Raw genomic sequence first — 18,447 nt, forward strand, 5'->3', positions numbered from 1 at the left:
GCCTACGCCGCTCTGGTCGGGGAGTCCTGCTGGTCCGCGGCTTCCGCCGTCGCCCACTCCGTCACCAGGCGCTGATACTCGCGTCGCTGGTCGGTGCTCAACCGCCCGCCGCAGCGCAGCCACAGCGCACGGATCTCCTCGTTCACCTCGTCCGCGGTGCGCTGGGGGCGCCGCGGGTCGGAAGCGGGATTCGTGGCCATGCTGTGAAGCGTACGTGCGTGGGCGTGAAGAGGGAGTGAGTCCGGTCACGAAGTGATCAAGAGCTCATTGACGGGGTAGAGATCAAGCCACTCGTGCGGGCCGCGGCGCGCGGCCCGCACGGCCCCGGCGGTCAGGCGGGCTCCTTCATGAGGTCCACCAGCTTGCTGAAGCTGTCGGCGCCGTGCCCGGCGTCCGCGCCCCGGCGGAAGGCGTCCAGGACGACCTGCGGGAACGCCGTGTCCACGCCCGCGTCCGCGTTCGTGTGGACGACGTGCTCCATGCTCGCCATGCCCATCGAGATGCGGTCCACGTCGCCCGCGTGGTTGCCCGCGTCGATGCGGGGCGCGTAGAAGTCGATGAACTGCCGCATGCCCTCGTAGTTGCCGGCCACGTACGGGGCCATCTCCGAGGCCGAGATGCCGTGCGCCCCGGCGAGGGCGACGGCCTGCCAGTAGGCGAGCATCGCGGGCCAGAAGACGACCATGTTGAGCTGGTACATCAGGGCCGCGAGCCCCGGGTCCTCGCCGCGGTAGTCGGTCTTGCCGGTGATGACCTCCAGGGCCGCGCGGTGCGTGTCGTAGGCCTCGCGGGGGCCGCTGTAGAAGGTGGACATGTCCGGGCTGCCGATGGTGGGCGGCGGGGACAGGACGCCGCCGGTCAGATGGGTGCCGCCGAGCTCCGTCACCCAGCGGGCCGCGGCGCGGGCCTTCTCGGGGACGTCCGAGCTGAGGTTCACCAGGACCCGGCCGGCCACCGCGGCCTCGGCGCCCTGGAGCGCGGTGTACATCGCGTCGTAGTCGATCAGGCTGAGCACCACCAGGTCGTTGGCGCGCAGGGCCTCCTCGGCGGTGGCGGCGACGCGGGCGCCCCGCTCGGCGAGCGCGGCGGCGCGCGAGGGGGTCCTGTTCCACACCGTCACCTCGTAGCCCCGGTCGAGGAACGCGCCCGCCATGGCCTGCCCCATCGGACCGAGCCCCAGAACAGTTACGGACTGTGACATAGCTGTCTCCTGTCTCTCTGTTGAGTACCTCTAGAACGAACGCTCTATCCAGAGCCGGGAGTAACGTAGCACAGCACTAGAACGAACGCTCTACTCAGAGGATGGGTAAGGTGGCGGGATGAGCATGTACAGCGCGCCCCCCAGCACGCGCGAGCGGATCGTCGTGGTCGCCGCGCAGCTCATCCAGCGGCAGGGCTACGTCGGCACCGGCATCAAACAGATCGCCAAGGAGGCGCAGGCCACGCTCGGCTCCGTCTACCACTTCTTCCCGGGCGGCAAGGAAGCCGTCGCCGTGGCCGCGATCAAGCACGGGGAGAGGGAGTTCGGCCGGCTGCTCCAGGACGCGCTCCGCCCCGAGGGCGACCCGGCCGCCGCGATCGAGGCCTGCGCCGTGCGCCTTGCCGTCGAACTGCGCGCGTCGGGCTGGACCGACGGCTGCCCCATCACGGCCGCCGCCCTGGAGACCCTGGGCACGGACTCGGAGATCCAGCGGGTGTGCGGCGAGGCGCTGCGCAGCTGGGAGAACATCGTCGCCGAGAAGCTTTTGGCCTGCGGCTTCACGGAGGCCGACGCGCGCGAGGTGGCCACCACCGTCATCAGCGCCCTGGAGGGCGCCGAGGTGACGGCGCAGGTCAACCGCAGCGAGGAGCCCCTGCGGGCGGCCGGACGCCAGCTGGCGCGGCTCGTCCGGACGTACGAGGACTGACGCCACCTGGTACGGAAGGCGGGCGGAGACGCGGGAAGGGCCCGGAACACATGGTTCCGGGCCCTTCCTCCGAGCTGTGCCGCGTGTCCGGCTAGGCCTTCTTCGGCTCCTCCAGACGCGGGAAGAGGACCGCGCCCTTCGTCACCGTCGAGCCCGCGGGGAGCTGCCCCCACGCGCCCGCGTCCTGGACCCTCTGGTCCGCCAGCGCGCCCAGGGACGCCTCGGCGCCGAGGGAGTCCCAGAGCTTCTGGGAGGTGTCCGGCATGACGGAGTTGAGGAGCACGGCGACCGCGCGCAGGGACTCGGCGGCCGTGTACAGGATGGTCGCGAGGCGGGCCTTGCCCTGCTCGCTCTCGTCCTTGGCCACCTTCCACGGCTCCTGCTCCGTGATGTAGCCGTTGACCTGCTTCACGAAGTCGAAGACGGCGAGGATGCCGCCCTGGAAGTCGAGGTCGTCGCCGATCTTCGCGTCCGCCGTGGCGACGGCCTTCGCGAGGCCCTCGTGCACCGCGGCCTCCGCCGGGCCGTCCGCCGTGGCCGCGGGCAGCGCGCCGCCGAAGTACTTGCCGACCATGGCGGCCACGCGCGAGGCGAGGTTGCCGTAGTCGTTGGCCAGCTCGCTGGTGTAGCGGGCGGTGAAGTCCTCCCAGGAGAAGGACCCGTCCTGGCCGAAGGCGATGGCGCGCAGGAAGTACCAGCGGTAGGCGTCGACGCCGAAGTGCGAGGTCAGGTCCTGCGGCTTGATGCCGGTCAGGTTCGACTTCGACATCTTCTCGCCGCCGACCATCAGCCAGCCGTTCGCGGCGACCTTGCCGGGCAGCGGGAGGCCCTGGGCCATCAGCATCGCGGGCCAGATGACCGCGTGGAAGCGGAGGATGTCCTTGCCGACGAGGTGCACGTTCGCGGGGAAGGTGCCGTCGAACTTCGCCGGGTTCTCGTTGTACCCCACGGCCGTGGCGTAGTTGAGCAGCGCGTCGACCCACACGTAGATCACGTGCTTGTCGTCCCACGGCACCTTCACGCCCCAGTCGAAGGTGGAGCGCGAGATCGACAGGTCCTGAAGCCCCTGCTTGACGAAGTTCACGACCTCGTTGCGCGCCGACTCGGGCTGGATGAAGCCCGGGGTCGCGGCGTAGTGCTCCAGGAGCTTGTCGCCGTACTCGCTCAGCTTGAAGAAGTAGTTCTCCTCGCTGAGGAGCTCCACCGGCTTCTTGTGGATCGGGCAGAGCTTCTGGCCCTCGTACGCGCCCTCGCCGTCGAGGAGCTCGCCCGGGAGCTTGTACTCCTCACAGCCGACGCAGTACGGGCCCTCGTAGCCGCCCTTGTAGATCTCGCCCTTGTCGTAGAGGTCCTGGACGAACTCCTGCACCCGGTCGGTGTGCCGCTTCTCCGTCGTCCGGATGAAATCGTCGTTCGCGATCTCCAGGTGCTCCCAGAGGGGGCGCCAGGCCTCCTCGACGAGCTTGTCGCACCACTCCTGGGGCGTCACGCCGTTCGCCTCGGCCGTGCGCATGATCTTCTGACCGTGCTCGTCCGTGCCGGTGAGGTACCACACCTTCTCGCCGCGCTGACGGTGCCAGCGCGTGAGCACGTCGCCTGCGACGGTCGTGTAGGCGTGGCCCAGGTGAGGAGCGTCGTTTACGTAGTAGATGGGGGTCGAGACGTAGAACGCCTTCGCGCTCTCGTCCGCCCCCTGCTTCTCGGATCCAGTGGCCGCCATGGTCGAAATCCTAACGGCCCAACGAAGATCGACTCACATCACGGCCGGGGGCGCCAGGTCGCCAGGAGGCCCTCGTAGAGCTGCTTGTCGGTGAGCTCCTTGGGGGCGGGGCCCGCGAGGAAGTGGGCGGCGTTGTCCGCCTTGAGGCGGCGCAGGTAGTCGAAGGCCTTGTTGTCCTGTTCGCCGAAGGCGACGAAGGAGAAGAACAGCGGGTGCCGGGCGGCGTCCGCCAGGGCCTGGGTCGCGGGGCCCTTGGCGTCCGGGGCGCCGTCCGTCTGGAAGACCACGAGGGCGGGGCCCTCGCCCTCGGTCTTCTCGTAGTGGGCCACGACCTCCTCGACGGCGCGGTGGTAGCTGGTGCGGCCCATGCGGCCGCAGGCCGCGTGCAGCTCGTCGACGCGGTTCTCGTGGTCGGCCGGGGTGAGGGTGCCGGTGCCGTCGACGTCCGTCGAGAAGAAGACGACGTGGACGGTGGCGGTGGGGTCGAGGTGGGCTGCCAGGGCGAGGGTCTGGTCGGCGAGGGCCTGGGCGGAGCCGTCCTTGTAGTACGGGCGCATGGAGCCGGAGCGGTCCAGTACGAGGTAGACCCGGGCTCGGGTGCCCGTCAGGCCCTGCTTGCGCAGGGCCGCGCCTGCTGCCTTGTAGGCCGGGGCGAGGCCCGGCGCCCGCGCCTTGAGCCTGGCCAGGCTGAGCGCGGGCTTGGCGGGGGCTTCCGCCTGGGCCGGGGCGTCTGCCTGGGCCGGGGGTTCCACCTCGGCCGGGCCCTCCTCCGAGGCTTCCGCCTCGGGCTCCTGCTCGGCGGGGGCCGTCGCCTCGGCCGGGACCTCGGCCTCGGGCTCCTCCTCCGCCGGGGTCTCTATGGCCTGGGGCTCCTCCGCCGGGGGCGCCGCTGCGGGAGCGGGCTCCACCGGGGCGGGCTCTGCTTCACGGTTGCTCGGCACCTCGGGCTGTGCCCACCCGTCCCGCCCCGCGGGACGATTGCCCCCAGCGGCGGTGGGGGCCTCCCCGTCATGAGCGGGGTCGGTGAGGGGGGCCGTCGCGGCGCGGCGGACCGTGACGTTGTCGAAGGCCGCGGCCACGAGGTCCTCCATCGCGGAGGCCTGGCCGGGGACGGAGGCCTGGGGTTCTTCCCGGGCCGGGACCGGGGCCGGGGCCGGAACGGTGGCCGCGGGCGCGGGCGTGGACTCGGGCTCGGGCGCGGGCTCGGCGGGGGACTCCGGCCGGGGCGTGGCCTCGGGAAGGGGCGGCGGAGTGGTTCGGCGGCGGCGGAAGGCGCTCCGCAGTCGATCCAGAATGCCCATGTGCGCACCCCTAAGTGTGAGTTCGGCGTGAGTGAGTCCCCGACCGGCCCCCAGGCCACAAGGGACACGTAAGGGTATCCGCCGCCTCCCCGGCCGCACGGGGCCCCCGGCCGACCCCAGGGGCCAGGCGCGGTTCACGCTCCGTTCACCCGCAGTCCCCCGTGCTGCTGGCAGCCGCCCCTAGCCTCCAGCCGGACCGCTGTGAATCGAGTGAAAACAGCCACGTCGCAGCCCATTTCAGCCACCCTGGAGGAACCCGTGCGCAAGCTGCTGCCCCTGATCACCTCACACCCGGGCGGCACCGGCGGCCGCTCGGCCATGACGTGCCGGTTCCGCTGCGGCGACGCCTGCTTCCACCCGGTGCCGAACACCAGCGACAACGAGTACGTCGGCGACGTCATAGCCGGTGCCCTGAGCCGCCGCTCCGTGATGCGCGCGGCCGCCGTGGTGACCGTGGCCACGGCCGCGGCGGGCGGCGTCGCCCTCGGCCCCGGCGCGGGACAGGCCGCGGCGGCCCCGGGCGCGGCCCCGGCGGCGTACAAACCCGGAGGGAAGAAGGCGGCCCGCGGCCTGCGGTTCACACCGGTCGCGCCCAACACGGCCGACCAGGTCACCGTCCCCGCGGGCTACCGCCAGAACGTCGTGATCCGCTGGGGCGAGCCCATCCTGCGCGGGGCCCCCGCCTTCGACGCGGACAAGCAGTCCGCGAAGGCCCAGGCCGGCCAGTTCGGTTACAACAACGACTTCCTCAGCCTGCTGCCGCTGCGCGGCGAGAGCGAGGAGCACGGCCGTCAGGTGCTCGTGGCCAACCACGAGTACACGGACGAAGTCCTGATGTTCAAGGGCTACGACGCCAAGAACCCGACCCGCGAGCAGGTCGAGATCGCCTGGGCCGCGCACGGCCTGTCCGTGGTCGTGGTCGACGGCGAGCGGAAGACCGGCGCCCTGCGTGCCGTGCCCCGCCACCGGCTGAACCGGCGCCTGACCACCACCAGCAAGTTCCACCTGTCCGGCCCCGCCGCCCGCAGCGAGTTCGTCCGCACGAAGGCCGACCCGCGCGGCACCACCGTCCTCGGCACGCTCAACAACTGCTCCGGCGGCACCACCCCGTGGGGCACCACGCTGCACGGCGAGGAGAACTTCAACCAGTACTTCGCGCACGCGGACAAGGTCACCGACCCGGACCGGGCCGCGCGCCTGAAGCGCTACGGCGTCGTCGGGGGCGAGTCCGAGCGCAAGTGGGAGCGGTTCGACGACCGCTTCGACCTGACCAAGGAGCCGAACGAGCCGCACCGCTTCGGCTGGGTCGTCGAGCTCGACCCGTACGACCCGGACTCCGTGCCGCGCAAGCGCACCGCGCTCGGCCGCTTCAAGCACGAGGGCGCCCAGCCCCGGCTGACCCGGGACGGCCGCCCGGTGGTCTACATGGGTGACGACGAGCGCTTCGACTACGTCTACAAGTTCGTCAGCAGCAAGCGCATGGCCAAGGGCGAATCGCGCTGGGCCCGCGAGCACAACCTCACGCTGCTCGACGAGGGCACGCTGTACGTCGCCAAGTTCACCGGCGACTCGCCGGTGACGGAGATCGACGGCACGGGCAAGCTCCCGGCCGACGGCGAGTTCGACGGCAGCGGCCAGTGGATCCCGCTGGCCACCGCGTACGCGGGCGGCAAGGCCGTCTCGCACGTCGAGGGCATGACCGCCGACGAGGTGTACGTCTTCACGCGGCTCGCGGGCGACAAGGTGGGCGCCACGAAGATGGACCGCCCCGAGGACATCGAGCCGTCCCCGACGACCGGCAAGGTGTACGTCGCCCTGACGAACAACTCCGACCGCGGCAAGCCCGGCAAGGCCGGCGCCGACGAGGCCAACCCGCGCAACCTCAACAAGCACGGGCAGGTGCTCGAACTGACGGAGTCGCGCAACCGGCCGGAGTCCACGCGCTTCGCCTGGAACCTCTTCCTCGTCGCGGGCGACCCGAACGACCCGGCCACGTACTTCGCGGGCTTCCCCAAGGACAAGGTCAGCCCCATCTCCTGCCCCGACAACGTGGCCTTCGACCCGCACGGCAACCTGTGGATCTCCACCGACGGCAACCAGCTCGGCTCCCACGACGGCCTGTTCGGCGTGGCCACGAAGGGTGAGCGGCGCGGTGAGCTGAAGCAGTTCCTGACGATGCCGACCGGCGCGGAGACCTGCGGTCCGCTCGTACAGGAGCGGCGCGTGCTCGTCGCCGTGCAGCACCCGGGTGAGGTCGACGGCGCGTCCGTCGAGAAGCCCGCGAGCGTCTGGCCCGACGGCCCCGGGAAGATCGTGCGCCCGGCGGTCGTGTCGGTGTGGCGCGCGGACGGCGACGACATCGGCGTCTGAGTACGCGGGTGGGGCGCCCCCTTGTCCGGGGGCGCCCCGTCTCACGTACCGGTGCCTAGTCGTTCTGCTTGCGGCGGTACATCGCGAAGCCCAGGCCCGCCGCGCCCAGGGCCGCCATGCCGCCGCCCGCGGCGACCAGCGGGGTGGCGTGCGAGGCGTCGGCGGAGCCGTCCACGCCGTCGGCGCCCGCCTTGACGCCGCCCTGCGGCACCTTGGTGGAGGGGTGCGTGGGCTTCGGCGCGGTGCCGCCCTGCGCGCGGCCCTCGACCCAGCCCTTCATGGTGCCGTCGGGGTTGAGCACGAAGTGCGCGCCGTTGTGCTGCCCGTAGGCGGCCTTGGCGCCGGTCTGCTTCAGGGTGTCCCAGACGGTCTTCCTGCCGGTGTCCGGAGCCGGGGCGATCAGGTCCGCCTCGTAGCCCGCCTTGGTCTTGTAGACCTTGGCGTCGAAGCCGGTCTTGCCGAGGTTCTCGTACTCGCGCACGAAGGTGCGCTTCTTCGCGGGCTGCGGCTTCGGCTTCGGCTGCGGCTTCGGCGGGGTCGGCGTGCCGGTCTTGGTGACCGTGCCGTCGGCGGTCAGCGTGAACGTACAGCCGTCGATCTTCGTGGAGGCGGACTTGATGTACGCCTTCAGCGAGCCCTTGGCGACGCCGTCCTTGAGGAGCTGGGCCTTGGCGGAGCGCGCGGAGGCGTTGACGTCGACTTTCGCGGTCCAGCCGTGGCCGAGGGCGATCGTGCCCTTGGACTCCCAGCCGCCGGGGACCGGCTTGTCCTTGTCCTCGTCCGGCTTGGTCTCGTCGTCGGGCTTGGTGTGGTCGTCCGGCTTGGTCTCGTCGTCCGGCTTGGTGTGGTCGTCCGGGGTCGGCGTGGGGTCCGGGTCCGGCGTCGTGTCGTCGCCGGTCCGATCGCCCGGCGCGGCGGCGCCGTCGACCGGGTGCGGGGCCGCCGGGGAGTCGGCGAAGGCCGCGGTGGTGGGGACGGCGAGCGCGGCGATCGCGCCGGTGGCGATGGCAGCGGTGCGGATGGTGCGTCGGGTGGCGCGCATGGCGTGGTTCCCTCGTACTGGTCGGCGTCTTGTCCGTCTTTGTGCCCCTTTGCGGTGGCGACGGATATGAAGCTACGGGCGCCATGTGTGCGTCGTCCGTAGGGAACGTAACAACTGGCCGCAGACCGCCACGCGGAACCGTAAAACGGTAAAAGATGCAGGTCAGAGAGGCGTTGGCCGAAGGTCCCGAGCGGGGTGGGGGCCAAGGTCCCCGGGCGCGGGGACAGACCGTGCCGGACGGCCGGGGGGAGGCGCGGGGGGACAGGTCGAGGGGGGTCCGGCGCCGCGGGTGCCGAGCAGCCAGTCCTGGTAGGCGGGGGCCTCCGCGGCGGCCTCCCAGTAGGCGGCCTCCAGCTCGCCGTACACGGCGTTCAGCTCCGTCTCCGTACGGGCCGCGACGTACAGGCGGACGCCCAGCGGATCGCCGTGCAGGGGTCTGACCGCCATGTCGGGTCTCGCCACCGAGGTGGGCTGGCAGACGGTGACGACCTCGCCGGTGGCGACGAGCGTGGCGGCGGTCAGATAGTCGCCGTGCAGCACGCGGGGGTCGAGCCCCGCGGATCTCAGCATCCTCCGCAGGCCGTCCCACTCGCCGTCCACGGTCGGGTCGACCATCCAGCGGTCGTCGGCGAGGTCGGCGAGGCTGATGACGGGCTCGCGGGCGGCGGGGTGGTCGGCGGCGAGCGAGACGAACTGCGGCTCGCGGTCGATGAGTACGCGGCGGGCGAGCCCGTCGGGGAATCTGAGCGGACTGCCCTCCACCTCGTGCACGAACGCGACGTCGAGGCGGCCCTCGGCGACGTCGCGGAGCAGCGCGTTCGCGGACACGTCCATCTGGAGCGAGGTCTCGGTGCCGGGCATGCTGGCGCGCAGCCTGCGCAGCCAGCCCGGTATGGCGCGGCTCGCCGTGGAGCCGATGCGCAGGCGCGGTTCCCCGTCGGCGGAGCGGGCGGCGGCCGCGCGGGCCTCGGTGACGAGCGCCCGCATCTCGATGACCAGCGGCCGGGCGCGGCTGAGGACGGTGCGGCCCAGCGGGGTGGGGCGGCAGCCGGTGCGCTCGCGGGTGAAGAGCTGGCCGCCCACGGCGTGCTCGATGCGCCGCAGCTGGGTGGTCAACGAGGGCTGGCTCATGCCGAGTTGGCGCGCCGCCTTGTGCAGGCTGCCGCTGTCAGCGATGGCGCAGAGTGCGCGGAGGTGCCTGACCTCGAGCTCCATGGCCGTGAGCGTAGAGCGGGTTACGGCAGCACACCAGCCTCCCAAACACCCATGGAACCGTAGAAGTTGCCCCTCCGTCCGGTGACCGGATGTACGGCGATAGGCCCGGGCTATCGCCAGCTGCCATCATCCGCAACGCGCCTGGCTCCCCGACACTCACGGGTACCGAAACGTTCATCTTTCACCGAACGAGTAGGGAGCCCCCCACATGCACAAGCGTTATGTGTCCGTCGCCGCCGCACTCGGACTCGCGGTCGCCGCGCTCGGCACCTCCTCCGTCGCTTCGGCGGCCACGTCGTCCGATTCGGCCAAGGCCGCCAGGACCACCGCGTCGTCCTCCTACGCCGGGTACACCGGCTCCTCCGAAGAGGCCGCGGCCAACAAGGCGTTCTTCGAGGCCGTCGTCAAGGCGGTCGCCGAGAAGCGTGCCGCCAACCCCGGCGTCAAGGCCGTCACGGTGACCTACAGCACCCAGCGCGCCCCGTCGTTCCGGCAGCAGATCGCCGCGAGCACCTCCATATGGAACGCGGCCGTCTCCAACGTCAAGCTCCAGGAGGGCACGAGCGGTACGAGCTTCGAGTACCGCGAGGGCAACGACCCGCGCGGCTCGTACGCGAGCACCAACGGCCACGGCCGCGGCTACATCTTCCTCGACTACCGGCAGAACCAGCAGTACAACTCCACCCGCGTGACCGCCCACGAGACCGGCCACGTGCTCGGCCTCCCCGACCACTACTCCGGCCCCTGTTCGGAACTGATGTCCGGCGGCGGCCCCGGCACGTCCTGCCAGAACGCCCAGCCGAACGCGCAGGAGCGGGCCCGCGTCAACCAGCTCTGGGCCAACGGCCTGGCCAAGGCCATGAAGCAGGTCGAAGCGGCGAAGTGACCTCGCGGGGAGCCAGGGCCCGCTAGGGCCGAGGCCGCGGTGACGCGATCGCGCGGGCCGCGGCCACCTCCTGACGGAGGGGTTCGAGGACGCTGTCCTTGGGGCCCGTGAACTCCACGGGCACCGGGACGAGCACCTCCACCTCCCGCAGCGCGGCAGCCAGTTCGCGCAGCTGACGCACGACTTCCCCGGCCTCCGCCCCCTCGGGGGCGGAGGCTCCGTGCCGTACGCGCACCCGCGCGGCCGTGGTCGCGTCGACGATCCGCTCCACGGCCACCACCAGCGGCCACCACGCGGCGGCCCGCGCCCCCACGGGCGGCGGCTCGGTCAGCGCCCGCTGGAACTCGGTGCGGATGTCGGACAGGTCGCGGTACAGGCGCCGCCGCATCCGGGCCCGCGCGGCGGGATCGCCTCCCGCGCCGTCCTTGCCGAACGCGCACTCCACGTACGCCGCCGTGTCGGCGACCGCGTCCGCGAGCCGGTCCCCGATCCGCGTGTGCCAGCTCTCCGGCCACAGCAGATAGCCCGCGACCAGCGCGATGGCGCAGCCGATGAGGCTGTCGAGCAGCCGGGGCAGGACGAGCCCGAAGCCCTGGTGGTTGAGGACGTCCGACAGGAGCAGGATCACCGGGGTGATGGCGGCGGTCTGGTAGCCGTACCCGCGCGGGGTGAGCGCGGGGATGAGCATGGCGAGGACGAGCACCACGGGCACGTCCCACCAGCCCCGTTCGAGGGCGGCGAGCACCGCCGCGGCCACCACGAGGCCCACCGCCGTGCCGACGGCCCGCATCACCGCGCGCGAGAACACCGAGCCGAAGTCCGGTTTCAGGACGAAGGTGACGGTGAGCGCCACCCAGTACGAGCGCGGCACGTCGATGAGGGACACCAGGGACTGCGCGATGCCGATGCACAGCGCGAGCCGCAGACCGTAGCGCCAGGAGGCCCCGGAGAGCACGACGTTGCGGGTCGCGCGCCGGGCCCGCACGCGCAGCGCGGCGGGCCGTCCGAGCCGGTCGTCGGCGTGCACGGCGGTCAGCGGGTCGGGGTCGGCGAGGGTGTCGGCGGCGTGCCGCAGCGCCTGGTACACGGCGCGGGCCGCGGCCCCGTACGTCCCCGGCAGCTCCACGGGCAGCCCGAGTTCCGCGGGCTCCGCGCCGGGGCCGCGCGCGATGGCGGCGGCGAGCCGGCGGGCCGCCTCCGGCAGTTCGGGCGGCAGCTCCTCGCCGTACTGGTGGGCGGCGGGCGCTGCCTCGACGACCGGGGTGATGGCGTTCAGCTCGGCGATGAGCCGCACCAGGTCGGGGCTGCGGCCGTGGTCGCGGGCGCGGCGGGCCAGGACGAGGTCGTAGGCCTGGTTGAGCTGGGCGGTGACGGCGGCGCGGGCCTCGTCGTAGGCGTCGTCCCCGGTGTGTTCGGTGCCCGCCGCCTCCAGGAGCGCGGCCACCTTGTCGTACGCGGCCGCGACGGCGGCCCGTTCGGGTACGCCGGACCGCAGCGGCCAGGCGAGCAGCGCGAGCACGAGGACGAGCAGGCCGCCGCCGGTCATCAGGGCGGGGGCCAGCCACCACGCGCCGGGCAGCGGCAGGCCCGCGCCGATGACCGCGTTGAGCAGCAGCAGGAGCCCCGACACAGAGGCGACGGCGCCGATCGTCGACATCATCCCCGAGACCAGGGCGATGACGGTCACCGCGGCGACCGCAGCCAAGGCGTGGCCGTGGGCCAGCGAGCCCAGGGTGACGCCGAGCGCGCCGAACAGCTGCGGGACGGCGATGTTGAGGATCCGCATGCGGTACGCGTCGGCGGTGTCGCCGATCACGCCGGACAGGGCGCCCATGCTGGCGAGCGCCCCGTAGGCCGGGTGGCCCGCCGCCGTGCCGATCGCCAGGGGCAGGGCCATGGCGATGGCGGCGCGGGCGACCGCCGCCCAGGGGACGGGGGCCGGTTGGGGCTTGAGCGACCTGACGAGCCAGTCCGGTGGGCGGGGCATGCCGCCATTATCGCCGGGGCTCGGCTTGACCTGCGCTTACGGCCGCGCGCCCCGCCCCCAGACCCCGCTCCTCAAACGCCGGAGGGGCGGAAAGATCCAGGGTCAGCCCCGGTGCAAGGTCAGGTCGAGCAGCACCGCACGGTGGTCCGTGTTGCCGAGGGTCAGGAAGCCGGCCGAGCGCGCGGCGAAGTCCGGCGTCGTGAGGACGTGGTCGATCTGCGCGCCGAAGGGCCGCGGCAGCACCGTGGGCCAGGTGGGCGTCCGCGAGGCCCCGGCGAGACGCGCCCCGTCGTGCAGCCCGGTACCGAGGATGCGCCGGAACGCCGCGTGGTCCTGCGTGGCGTTGAAGTCCCCGGCCAGGATGGTGGGCCGCCCGTCCCCCGCCGCGGCGAAGTCCCGCAGGGCGCCGAGCTCGGTGCGCCAGCGGTCGACGTCGCCGGGCGTGGGCGGCATGGGGTGGGCGAGCTGGAGCCGCACGGCCACGCCCTTGACGTCGGCGACGGCCCCGGGCATGCCGAGCGTGCCGCGCACGCCCTCGGCCCGCTTCAGGGGCACGTCGGCGAGGATGACGGACCCGTCGGCCCCGTTGCCCCCGGCGGCCACCCGGTGGGGGTACGCCGACTTCGGCAGCCCCTCGCGCAGCGTGTCCTGGCAGGCGCGGTCGCACTCGGAGACGAAGACGAGGTCCGGCTTGTGCTTGCGTACCGCCTCGACGAGGCCGGGGGCCCCGTGCCCGAACTCGACGTTGGCGGCGAGCACGCGCAGATCGGCCAGGGGCGGCCCGTCCGGCTCCGCGAGCTTCCCGTACGGCTCCATGAACCAGGCGAGCCCGCCGAGCACGGCCACCGCCCAGACGAGCCCGACGCGCCAGCGCCCGTACGCGGCGAGCAGCAGCGCGAGCACGGCGGGCGCCAGGAGCCAGGGCAGGAAGGCGAGGACCTGCGGCACGGGCGTGACGGCGTCGGTGTCGGCGGCGCGGCAGCCGAGGACCGCGCTCACCCCGGCGAGCAGCAGGCCCGCCGTCCAGGCGCAGGCCCGCCACCGGCCCGGCCGCCGGACGGGGGCGTCGTCGGGGAACGGGTCCTCGGGGGCGGTGGGCGGTGCCGTCGCGTGCTCCAAGGGGCGGCCTTTCCTCGACGGGGCGCCCGCCGGGCGGCGCGCTGTCCGAATCCTCCCTTAGAGACGTGGCGGCCCCGCGGAAAGTTTCCCGGGGCGCCCGCGGGAGAGCCACCACACTCCGGCCGCCACGAGGAGACCGAGGCCCAGCAGGACCCACGCCGTCACGCGCAGGCTCTCCGTGAGCGCGTCGTAGACGGCACCCGCGGCGGCCCGGGACACGTCCGGGGGCAGGTCGTCCAGGGTGAGCGCGCGGCCGACGGCGACGGCGGCGGCGAGCACGGCGGCCCCGGCGGCCGTGCCGAGGGCGGTCGCGATGACGGCGCGGCGGCGGCGCACCGCGAGGAGGATGCCGCCGACGGCGAAGACCGCCGCGGCGACGGGCAGCCAGAGGCCCGCGGCCTGGAGCATGCGGAACACCTTCCGGTAGTCGCTCAGGTCCTGCGCCTTCATGACCGTGACCTCGGTGTGGCGCACCGGGATGCGGTCGGCGAACGGCACGCCCTCTTCGGCGAGCCGCCGTTTGACCTGTTCCGTGATCGGTGCGAGGTCGATGCTCACCTCGCCGTCGGAGTCGTGCTCCAGGGCCTGTTCGACGGCCGCGTGCGCGGCGCGGTTCGCCGCGTTCCAGGCGGTGCGGAAGGCCGCGGTACCGGTGAAGGAACCCACGGCGTCCCGGACGAACGACTCGACCGTGGACTGGAGCGGCCCCGCGTCGATCTCCTTGACCACGGAGTCGGTGACGGCGTCGGCCACGGCCGCCCGCACCGCCGGGTCGAAGGACAGGGGCGCCATCGTGGCCACGTACCGGTCCGTGTCGTGGATCTCGTACGCCGCCCAGGTCGAGACCGCGCCGAGGGGCACCAGGAGGCAGGCGAGGACGAGCAGGACGGCACAGAGGGCGGCGCGCAGGCGTGGGGGCACGCCACCCAGGCAAGACCCCGGCCGCGCCGGGCGCGACCGGGGTGACTCCGGATGGAGCAGGACGGGCGTGCGGCTGCCTACTTGCGGTTGTACAGGCGCATCGTCACCGGCCCGAAGACCGCCACGAGCAGGCCCGCCCAGCCCAGGCTCCACGCGATCTCCGCGCCCGGCCAGTCGCCGGCCATCAGGCCGCGCACGGCGGAGGCGACGTGCGTGACGGGGTTGTTGTTGACGAAGGCCTGGAGCCAGCCCGGCATCGTCTCGGGCTTCACGAAGATGTCGGAGAGGAACGTCAGCGGGAACAGCACCATCATGCTCACGCCCATCACGGACTTCTCGGTGCGAAGGAGCAGCCCGAACATCGTCCACACCCAGGAGAAGGCGAACGAGAAGACCAGCAGGAGCAGCACGCCGAGCAGCACCCCGAGCGCCCCGTCCGGGCGGAAGCCGAGGATGAGGCCGACGCTCAGCATCACGGCGGAGGCCATGGCGTAGCGCAGGACGTCACCGAGGAGATAGCCGACCATCGCCGAGGGCCGCCAGATCGGCAGCGAGCGGAAGCGGTCGAAGACGCCCTTCTCGATGTCGGTGTTGACCGAGACGCCCGTGTACATCGTGATCATGACGACGGACATCACGAGGATGCCGGGCAGCAGGTACTGGATGTACTCGCGCGGCGATCCGGCGAGCGCTCCCCCGAAGAGGTACGTGTACATCAGCACCATCATGATCGGGAAAGCCGTCACGTCGAAGAGCTGCTCCGGCACGTGCTTGATCTTCAGGACGGCCCGCCAGCCGAACGTCAGGGACGTCGACAGGGCGCTGGGCCGGCGCGGCCGGTCCTTGGAGATGAGCAGTTCGGCGAGGGACTCCGTGTGGACGGGCGCGAGTTCCTGGGCCTCGACGGTGGTCACGGTGCTCATAGCGCGGCCTCGGCTTCCTCGCGGTCCTGCTGTGTGCGGCTCTGCTGGTGGGGGTCGAGCGGCTGGTCGGTGAGGGCCAGGAACACCTCGTCGAGGCTGGGCTGGCCCAGGGAGAAGTTGTCGACGACGATGCCCGCGCGGGCGAGTTCGGCGAGGGCCCGGGAGGCCTTCTCGGCGGCGGCCTCCTCGGCGCCGCGCCCGCCGTCGCCGACCCGGGCGGTGAGCGCCACCGGGTCGGGCTCCGGCTGCACCTGCGCGTCCAGGGTGCGTCCGAGCAGCCGGGCCGCCTCCTCGCGCTGGGCCGCGTCCCGCAGCCGGACGTGCACGGAGCCCGCGCCGACGGACGCCTTCAGCTCGCCCTTGGTGCCCTCGGCGATGACCCGGCCCTTGTCGATGACGGCGATCCGGGACGCCAGCTGGTCGGCCTCGTCCAGATACTGCGTGGTCAGCAGGACCGTGGTGCCCTGGGCGACGACGGCCCGCACGATGTCCCACACCTGGTTGCGGCTGCGCGGATCGAGCCCCGTGGTCGGCTCGTCGAGGAAGAGCAGGTCGGGCGTGTTCAGGATGGACGCGGCGATGTCGATGCGGCGCCGCATGCCGCCCGAGTAGTTCTTCACCTGCCGCCCGGCGGCCTCGGCCAGGCCGAACGCCGCGAGCAGCTGCTCGGCGCGCGCGTACGAGGCCTTCTTGCCGTGGCCCGTGAGCCGGGCGAGCAGGACCAGGTTCTCGGTGCCGGTGAGGTCCTCGTCCACCGACGCGTACTGCCCGGTGAGGCTGACGCGGGTGCGGACGGCGTCGGCCTCGCGGACCACGTCGTGGCCGAAGACGTGCGCCTCGCCGCCGTCCGGGCGCAGCAGCGTGGCGAGCATCTTCACGGTCGTCGTCTTCCCCGCGCCGTTCGGCCCGAGCAGGCCGTAGACCGTGCCCCCGGGGACGGCCAGGTCGACGCCGTCGACCGCGCGGTTGTCGCCGAACGTCTTCACCAGGCCCGCGGTCTCGATGGCGAGGCCGTCCGGATTCGGGTCCCGTCCCGGCTGTGTGCTGCTCATGTCCCTACGCCCTCCGATGCGATGCCTCGCGCGGTGCGGTAGCGGTGCGCCGTGTCATGAGGGAGACCGGGCCCGGCCCGGAAACTCATCGCCGGGGCCGTGGCTCATTCCCAGCGTGCCACGCGCTCCGGTGGAGCGCGTGGCCGCGCGGGTGTTTCCTGGGAGGAGGCCGCAGGGCCCGAGCAGAGAGGAACCGCCATGGCACTCACCGCACACGGATCCCCCGGCATCCGCAGCCTCTCCCACGTCCTCGCGGGGCCCCTCGTCCTCGCCGTCGTCTACGGCGTCTGGGCGGCGGGCATCCATCGCGAGGGCGGCCCCATCACCGGCGGGAACGTCCTGTACGGCGTGGTCACCGGGGTGGCCTTCGGCGCCCTGTACGCCGCCGTGCGCCGCTTCGCCCCCGGCCTGCCGCGCGAGCTGCGCGCCCTGGCCTGGGCCACCTTCGCGGGTGTGAGCTTCGGCTTCCTGTACAGCCTCACGGACGCGAGCGTGCTGCGGGCGACGGGCATGGCCGCGGTGGTCGCGGGCGGCGTCTTCGCGGCGACGTTCTACCACTTCTACACGCGCGAGTAGCCCACGGCGGAACCTCATCACCGAGTGGAGCGAACGTTCTATCCAGAGCGGGAACAGAAGAGGGGGCGGGGCTAGAGGGTCGTGAGGTCGACCGCGCGGGCCATGGCCCGGTACCCGGCGTCGTTCGGGTGCAGATGGTCGCCGCTGTCGTACGCGGGCCGGATGCGCTCGGGGTCCGCGGGGTCGGCGAGGGCCTTGTCGAAGTCGACGTACCCGTCGTACGCGCCGGACGTCCGCACCCAGGTGTTGAAGGCGTCGCTGACGGCGGCGGCGCGCTCGCCGTAGTGGTCGGAGCCGCCGAACGGCACCAGGGTGGCGCCGACGACCTTCAGGCCCTTGGCGTGCGCGGCGCGGATCAGCTTCCGGTGGCCGTTGATGAGTTCCTTCGCGGTCACGACCGGCGCGGGCTTGTACGTCGGCTTGTCGGTCTCGCTGAAGCCGATGTCGTTGACGCCTTCGAGGACGACGACGGTCCCGGCGTTCGGCAGGTCGGTGACGTCCCGCGCGAACCGGGTGGAGCTCTTGTCGCCGAACCACGCCGAGTCGTTGAGGACGAGGTTGCCGCCGATGCCGGAGTTGACCACGGGGCGTGCCTTGCCCGCCTTGGCGAGGCGTTCGGCGAGGGCGTCGGACCAGCGGCGGTTGAGGTCGGCGGAGGAGCCGAAGCCGTCGGTGATGGAGTCGCCGAACAGGACGACCCCGTCGCGCCGCGCGGGCCGCTCGCCGCGTACGTCGACGCCCGAGAGGTAGTACCAGGACTCGGTGGACTCGCCGAAGGCGCCGCCGCCGGTGTCGGTGAGGTGGTCGCCCGCGGCGCGGTAGCTGGTCGCGAAGGACTGGGCGTGGAAGGTGGCGGGCCCGGTGGTGCCCGCGAGCCGGAGCGTCACGGTGACGGAGTCGAAGCGGTCGAGGCCGAGTGCGGCCGCGTCGCTGGAGAGCTGCCCTCCGGCCGGGATCGTGACCGTGCGCTCGCCGCCGAAGGTGAGGCGGCGCAGCGTGCCCTTCTCGACGGCGGCGCCCTTGGCGCCCTCGGTGCGTGCGACGGTGGCGCCCTCGATGCGCAGCGGGGAGGCGCCGTAGGCGTTGGAGAGGCGGATGCGGGCCCGGTCGCCGCCCTGGGTCACGCGCACCACCTGGCGCAGCGTGTGGCGGTCGAAGCCCGCCTCCGACCAGTTGGGCTTGAAGCCGGTGCTGGGACGCTGCGGGGCGGCGGCCCAGGCGGCGTTCCACTGCGTGCCCTTGCCCGCGGGGGCGGTGGAGGCGCTGGCCCCGGCTGCGGAGAGTCCCGCGACGAGGGCGAGTGCGGTGGCGGCGACGACGGACCTGCGGGGGCGCGAAGACATGGCGGATCCTTGGAAGTTGACGTGGGGCGGGCCAAGGCCAACGATCCGCCGCCGCCCGCGGCCGATCAACGACGATTCATGAAAC

16 protein-coding genes are annotated in these 18,447 nt (G+C 72.7%); 4 read left to right on the forward strand and 12 right to left on the reverse strand.

The features are described 5' to 3' along the window. Positions 1–2: 2 nt before the first annotated feature. Together MQV74_RS21770 and MQV74_RS21775 are read right to left on the reverse strand one after the other, a co-directional pair. Positions 3–200 (reverse strand): hypothetical protein, encoded by a 198-nt coding sequence (locus tag MQV74_RS21770; protein WP_242720070.1) that lies wholly within the window; start codon positions 198–200, stop codon positions 3–5. 131 nt (positions 201–331) lie between these two features. Then, on the reverse strand, positions 332–1,201 hold the full coding sequence (locus MQV74_RS21775; protein ID WP_242720072.1) for an NAD(P)-dependent oxidoreductase: 870 nt from the start codon (positions 1,199–1,201) through the stop codon (positions 332–334). A gap of 118 nt (positions 1,202–1,319) precedes the next feature. Between MQV74_RS21775 and MQV74_RS21780 the strand changes: the two genes are divergently transcribed. Continuing rightward, the gene (locus tag MQV74_RS21780; protein WP_242720074.1) at positions 1,320–1,907 is read left to right on the forward strand and encodes a TetR/AcrR family transcriptional regulator; all 588 of its coding nucleotides are present in this window, start codon (positions 1,320–1,322) and stop codon (positions 1,905–1,907) included. Positions 1,908–1,998: 91 nt separating this feature from the next. Here MQV74_RS21780 and metG read toward each other — a convergent pair whose 3' ends face one another. Together metG and MQV74_RS21790 are read right to left on the reverse strand one after the other, a co-directional pair. Continuing rightward, a complete protein-coding gene (gene metG / locus MQV74_RS21785; protein WP_242720076.1) occupies positions 1,999–3,627 on the reverse strand; it encodes a methionine--tRNA ligase in 1,629 nt (542 codons plus the stop codon). 38 nt (positions 3,628–3,665) lie between these two features. Further along, the gene (locus tag MQV74_RS21790; protein WP_441349358.1) at positions 3,666–5,102 is read right to left on the reverse strand and encodes a VWA domain-containing protein; all 1,437 of its coding nucleotides are present in this window, start codon (positions 5,100–5,102) and stop codon (positions 3,666–3,668) included. A gap of 84 nt (positions 5,103–5,186) precedes the next feature. Between MQV74_RS21790 and MQV74_RS21795 the strand changes: the two genes are divergently transcribed. Further along, positions 5,187–7,298: a PhoX family protein gene (locus MQV74_RS21795; protein WP_242720080.1), complete on the forward strand. Its 2,112-nt coding sequence runs from the start codon at positions 5,187–5,189 to the stop codon at positions 7,296–7,298. 55 nt (positions 7,299–7,353) lie between these two features. Here MQV74_RS21795 and MQV74_RS21800 read toward each other — a convergent pair whose 3' ends face one another. Then, positions 7,354–8,340, reverse strand: coding sequence for a hypothetical protein (locus tag MQV74_RS21800; protein ID WP_242720082.1), 987 nt, complete (start codon positions 8,338–8,340; stop codon positions 7,354–7,356). A gap of 162 nt (positions 8,341–8,502) precedes the next feature. Further along, a complete protein-coding gene (locus MQV74_RS21805) occupies positions 8,503–9,555 on the reverse strand; it encodes a LysR family transcriptional regulator (protein WP_242720084.1) in 1,053 nt (350 codons plus the stop codon). Positions 9,556–9,763: 208 nt separating this feature from the next. Between MQV74_RS21805 and snpA the strand changes: the two genes are divergently transcribed. Next, the gene (gene snpA, locus MQV74_RS21810) at positions 9,764–10,441 is read left to right on the forward strand and encodes a snapalysin (RefSeq protein ID WP_242720086.1); all 678 of its coding nucleotides are present in this window, start codon (positions 9,764–9,766) and stop codon (positions 10,439–10,441) included. Positions 10,442–10,463: 22 nt separating this feature from the next. On the opposite strand, the gene MQV74_RS21815 is transcribed toward snpA, so the two are convergent. From MQV74_RS21815 to MQV74_RS21835, 5 genes are all read right to left on the reverse strand, one after another. Continuing rightward, a complete protein-coding gene (locus MQV74_RS21815; RefSeq protein WP_242720088.1) occupies positions 10,464–12,428 on the reverse strand; it encodes an FUSC family protein in 1,965 nt (654 codons plus the stop codon). A gap of 102 nt (positions 12,429–12,530) precedes the next feature. Then, entirely contained in the window at positions 12,531–13,547 is a 1,017-nt protein-coding gene (locus tag MQV74_RS21820) for an endonuclease/exonuclease/phosphatase family protein (protein WP_242720090.1), read from the reverse strand. Positions 13,548–13,604: 57 nt separating this feature from the next. Beyond that, a complete protein-coding gene (locus MQV74_RS21825) occupies positions 13,605–14,468 on the reverse strand; it encodes a hypothetical protein (RefSeq protein WP_242720092.1) in 864 nt (287 codons plus the stop codon). A 77-nt stretch (positions 14,469–14,545) separates the two neighbouring features. Then, positions 14,546–15,391, reverse strand: a complete 846-nt coding sequence (locus MQV74_RS21830) for an ABC transporter permease (protein ID WP_242720094.1) — start codon at positions 15,389–15,391, stop codon at positions 14,546–14,548. Further along, positions 15,388–16,443, reverse strand: coding sequence for an ATP-binding cassette domain-containing protein (locus MQV74_RS21835; RefSeq protein WP_242720096.1), 1,056 nt, complete (start codon positions 16,441–16,443; stop codon positions 15,388–15,390). The genes MQV74_RS21830 and MQV74_RS21835 overlap by 4 nt, the downstream gene beginning before the upstream one ends. 198 nt (positions 16,444–16,641) lie before the next feature. Between MQV74_RS21835 and MQV74_RS21840 the strand changes: the two genes are divergently transcribed. Next, positions 16,642–17,019 carry a hypothetical protein gene (locus MQV74_RS21840; protein ID WP_242720098.1) on the forward strand — a complete coding sequence of 126 codons (378 nt, stop codon included), beginning with the start codon at positions 16,642–16,644 and terminating at the stop codon, positions 17,017–17,019. A gap of 71 nt (positions 17,020–17,090) precedes the next feature. Here MQV74_RS21840 and MQV74_RS21845 read toward each other — a convergent pair whose 3' ends face one another. Further along, positions 17,091–18,362 carry an SGNH/GDSL hydrolase family protein gene (locus MQV74_RS21845; RefSeq protein ID WP_242720099.1) on the reverse strand — a complete coding sequence of 424 codons (1,272 nt, stop codon included), beginning with the start codon at positions 18,360–18,362 and terminating at the stop codon, positions 17,091–17,093. Positions 18,363–18,447 lie beyond the last annotated feature (85 nt).

Origin of the sequence: Streptomyces sp. AN091965 (genome assembly GCF_022698285.1) — a bacterium.
Classification (GTDB): Bacteria; Actinomycetota; Actinomycetes; order Streptomycetales; family Streptomycetaceae; genus Streptomyces.

Bases quoted from the DNA above. Each gene is read 5' to 3' on its own strand.
- MQV74_RS21770 (WP_242720070.1), bottom strand. From the start codon at position 200: ATGGCCACGAATCCCGCTTCCGACCCGCGGCGCCCCCAGCGCACCGCG.
- MQV74_RS21840 (WP_242720098.1), top strand. From the start codon at position 16,642: ATGGCACTCACCGCACACGGATCCCCCGGCATCCGCAGCCTCTCCCAC.
- MQV74_RS21815 (WP_242720088.1), bottom strand. From the start codon at position 12,428: ATGCCCCGCCCACCGGACTGGCTCGTCAGGTCGCTCAAGCCCCAACCG.
- snpA (WP_242720086.1), top strand. From the start codon at position 9,764: ATGCACAAGCGTTATGTGTCCGTCGCCGCCGCACTCGGACTCGCGGTC.
- metG (WP_242720076.1), bottom strand. From the start codon at position 3,627: ATGGCGGCCACTGGATCCGAGAAGCAGGGGGCGGACGAGAGCGCGAAG.
- MQV74_RS21800 (WP_242720082.1), bottom strand. From the start codon at position 8,340: ATGCGCGCCACCCGACGCACCATCCGCACCGCTGCCATCGCCACCGGC.
- MQV74_RS21780 (WP_242720074.1), top strand. From the start codon at position 1,320: ATGAGCATGTACAGCGCGCCCCCCAGCACGCGCGAGCGGATCGTCGTG.
- MQV74_RS21830 (WP_242720094.1), bottom strand. From the start codon at position 15,391: ATGAGCACCGTGACCACCGTCGAGGCCCAGGAACTCGCGCCCGTCCAC.
- MQV74_RS21805 (WP_242720084.1), bottom strand. From the start codon at position 9,555: ATGGAGCTCGAGGTCAGGCACCTCCGCGCACTCTGCGCCATCGCTGAC.
- MQV74_RS21835 (WP_242720096.1), bottom strand. From the start codon at position 16,443: ATGAGCAGCACACAGCCGGGACGGGACCCGAATCCGGACGGCCTCGCC.
- MQV74_RS21775 (WP_242720072.1), bottom strand. From the start codon at position 1,201: ATGTCACAGTCCGTAACTGTTCTGGGGCTCGGTCCGATGGGGCAGGCC.
- MQV74_RS21845 (WP_242720099.1), bottom strand. From the start codon at position 18,362: ATGTCTTCGCGCCCCCGCAGGTCCGTCGTCGCCGCCACCGCACTCGCC.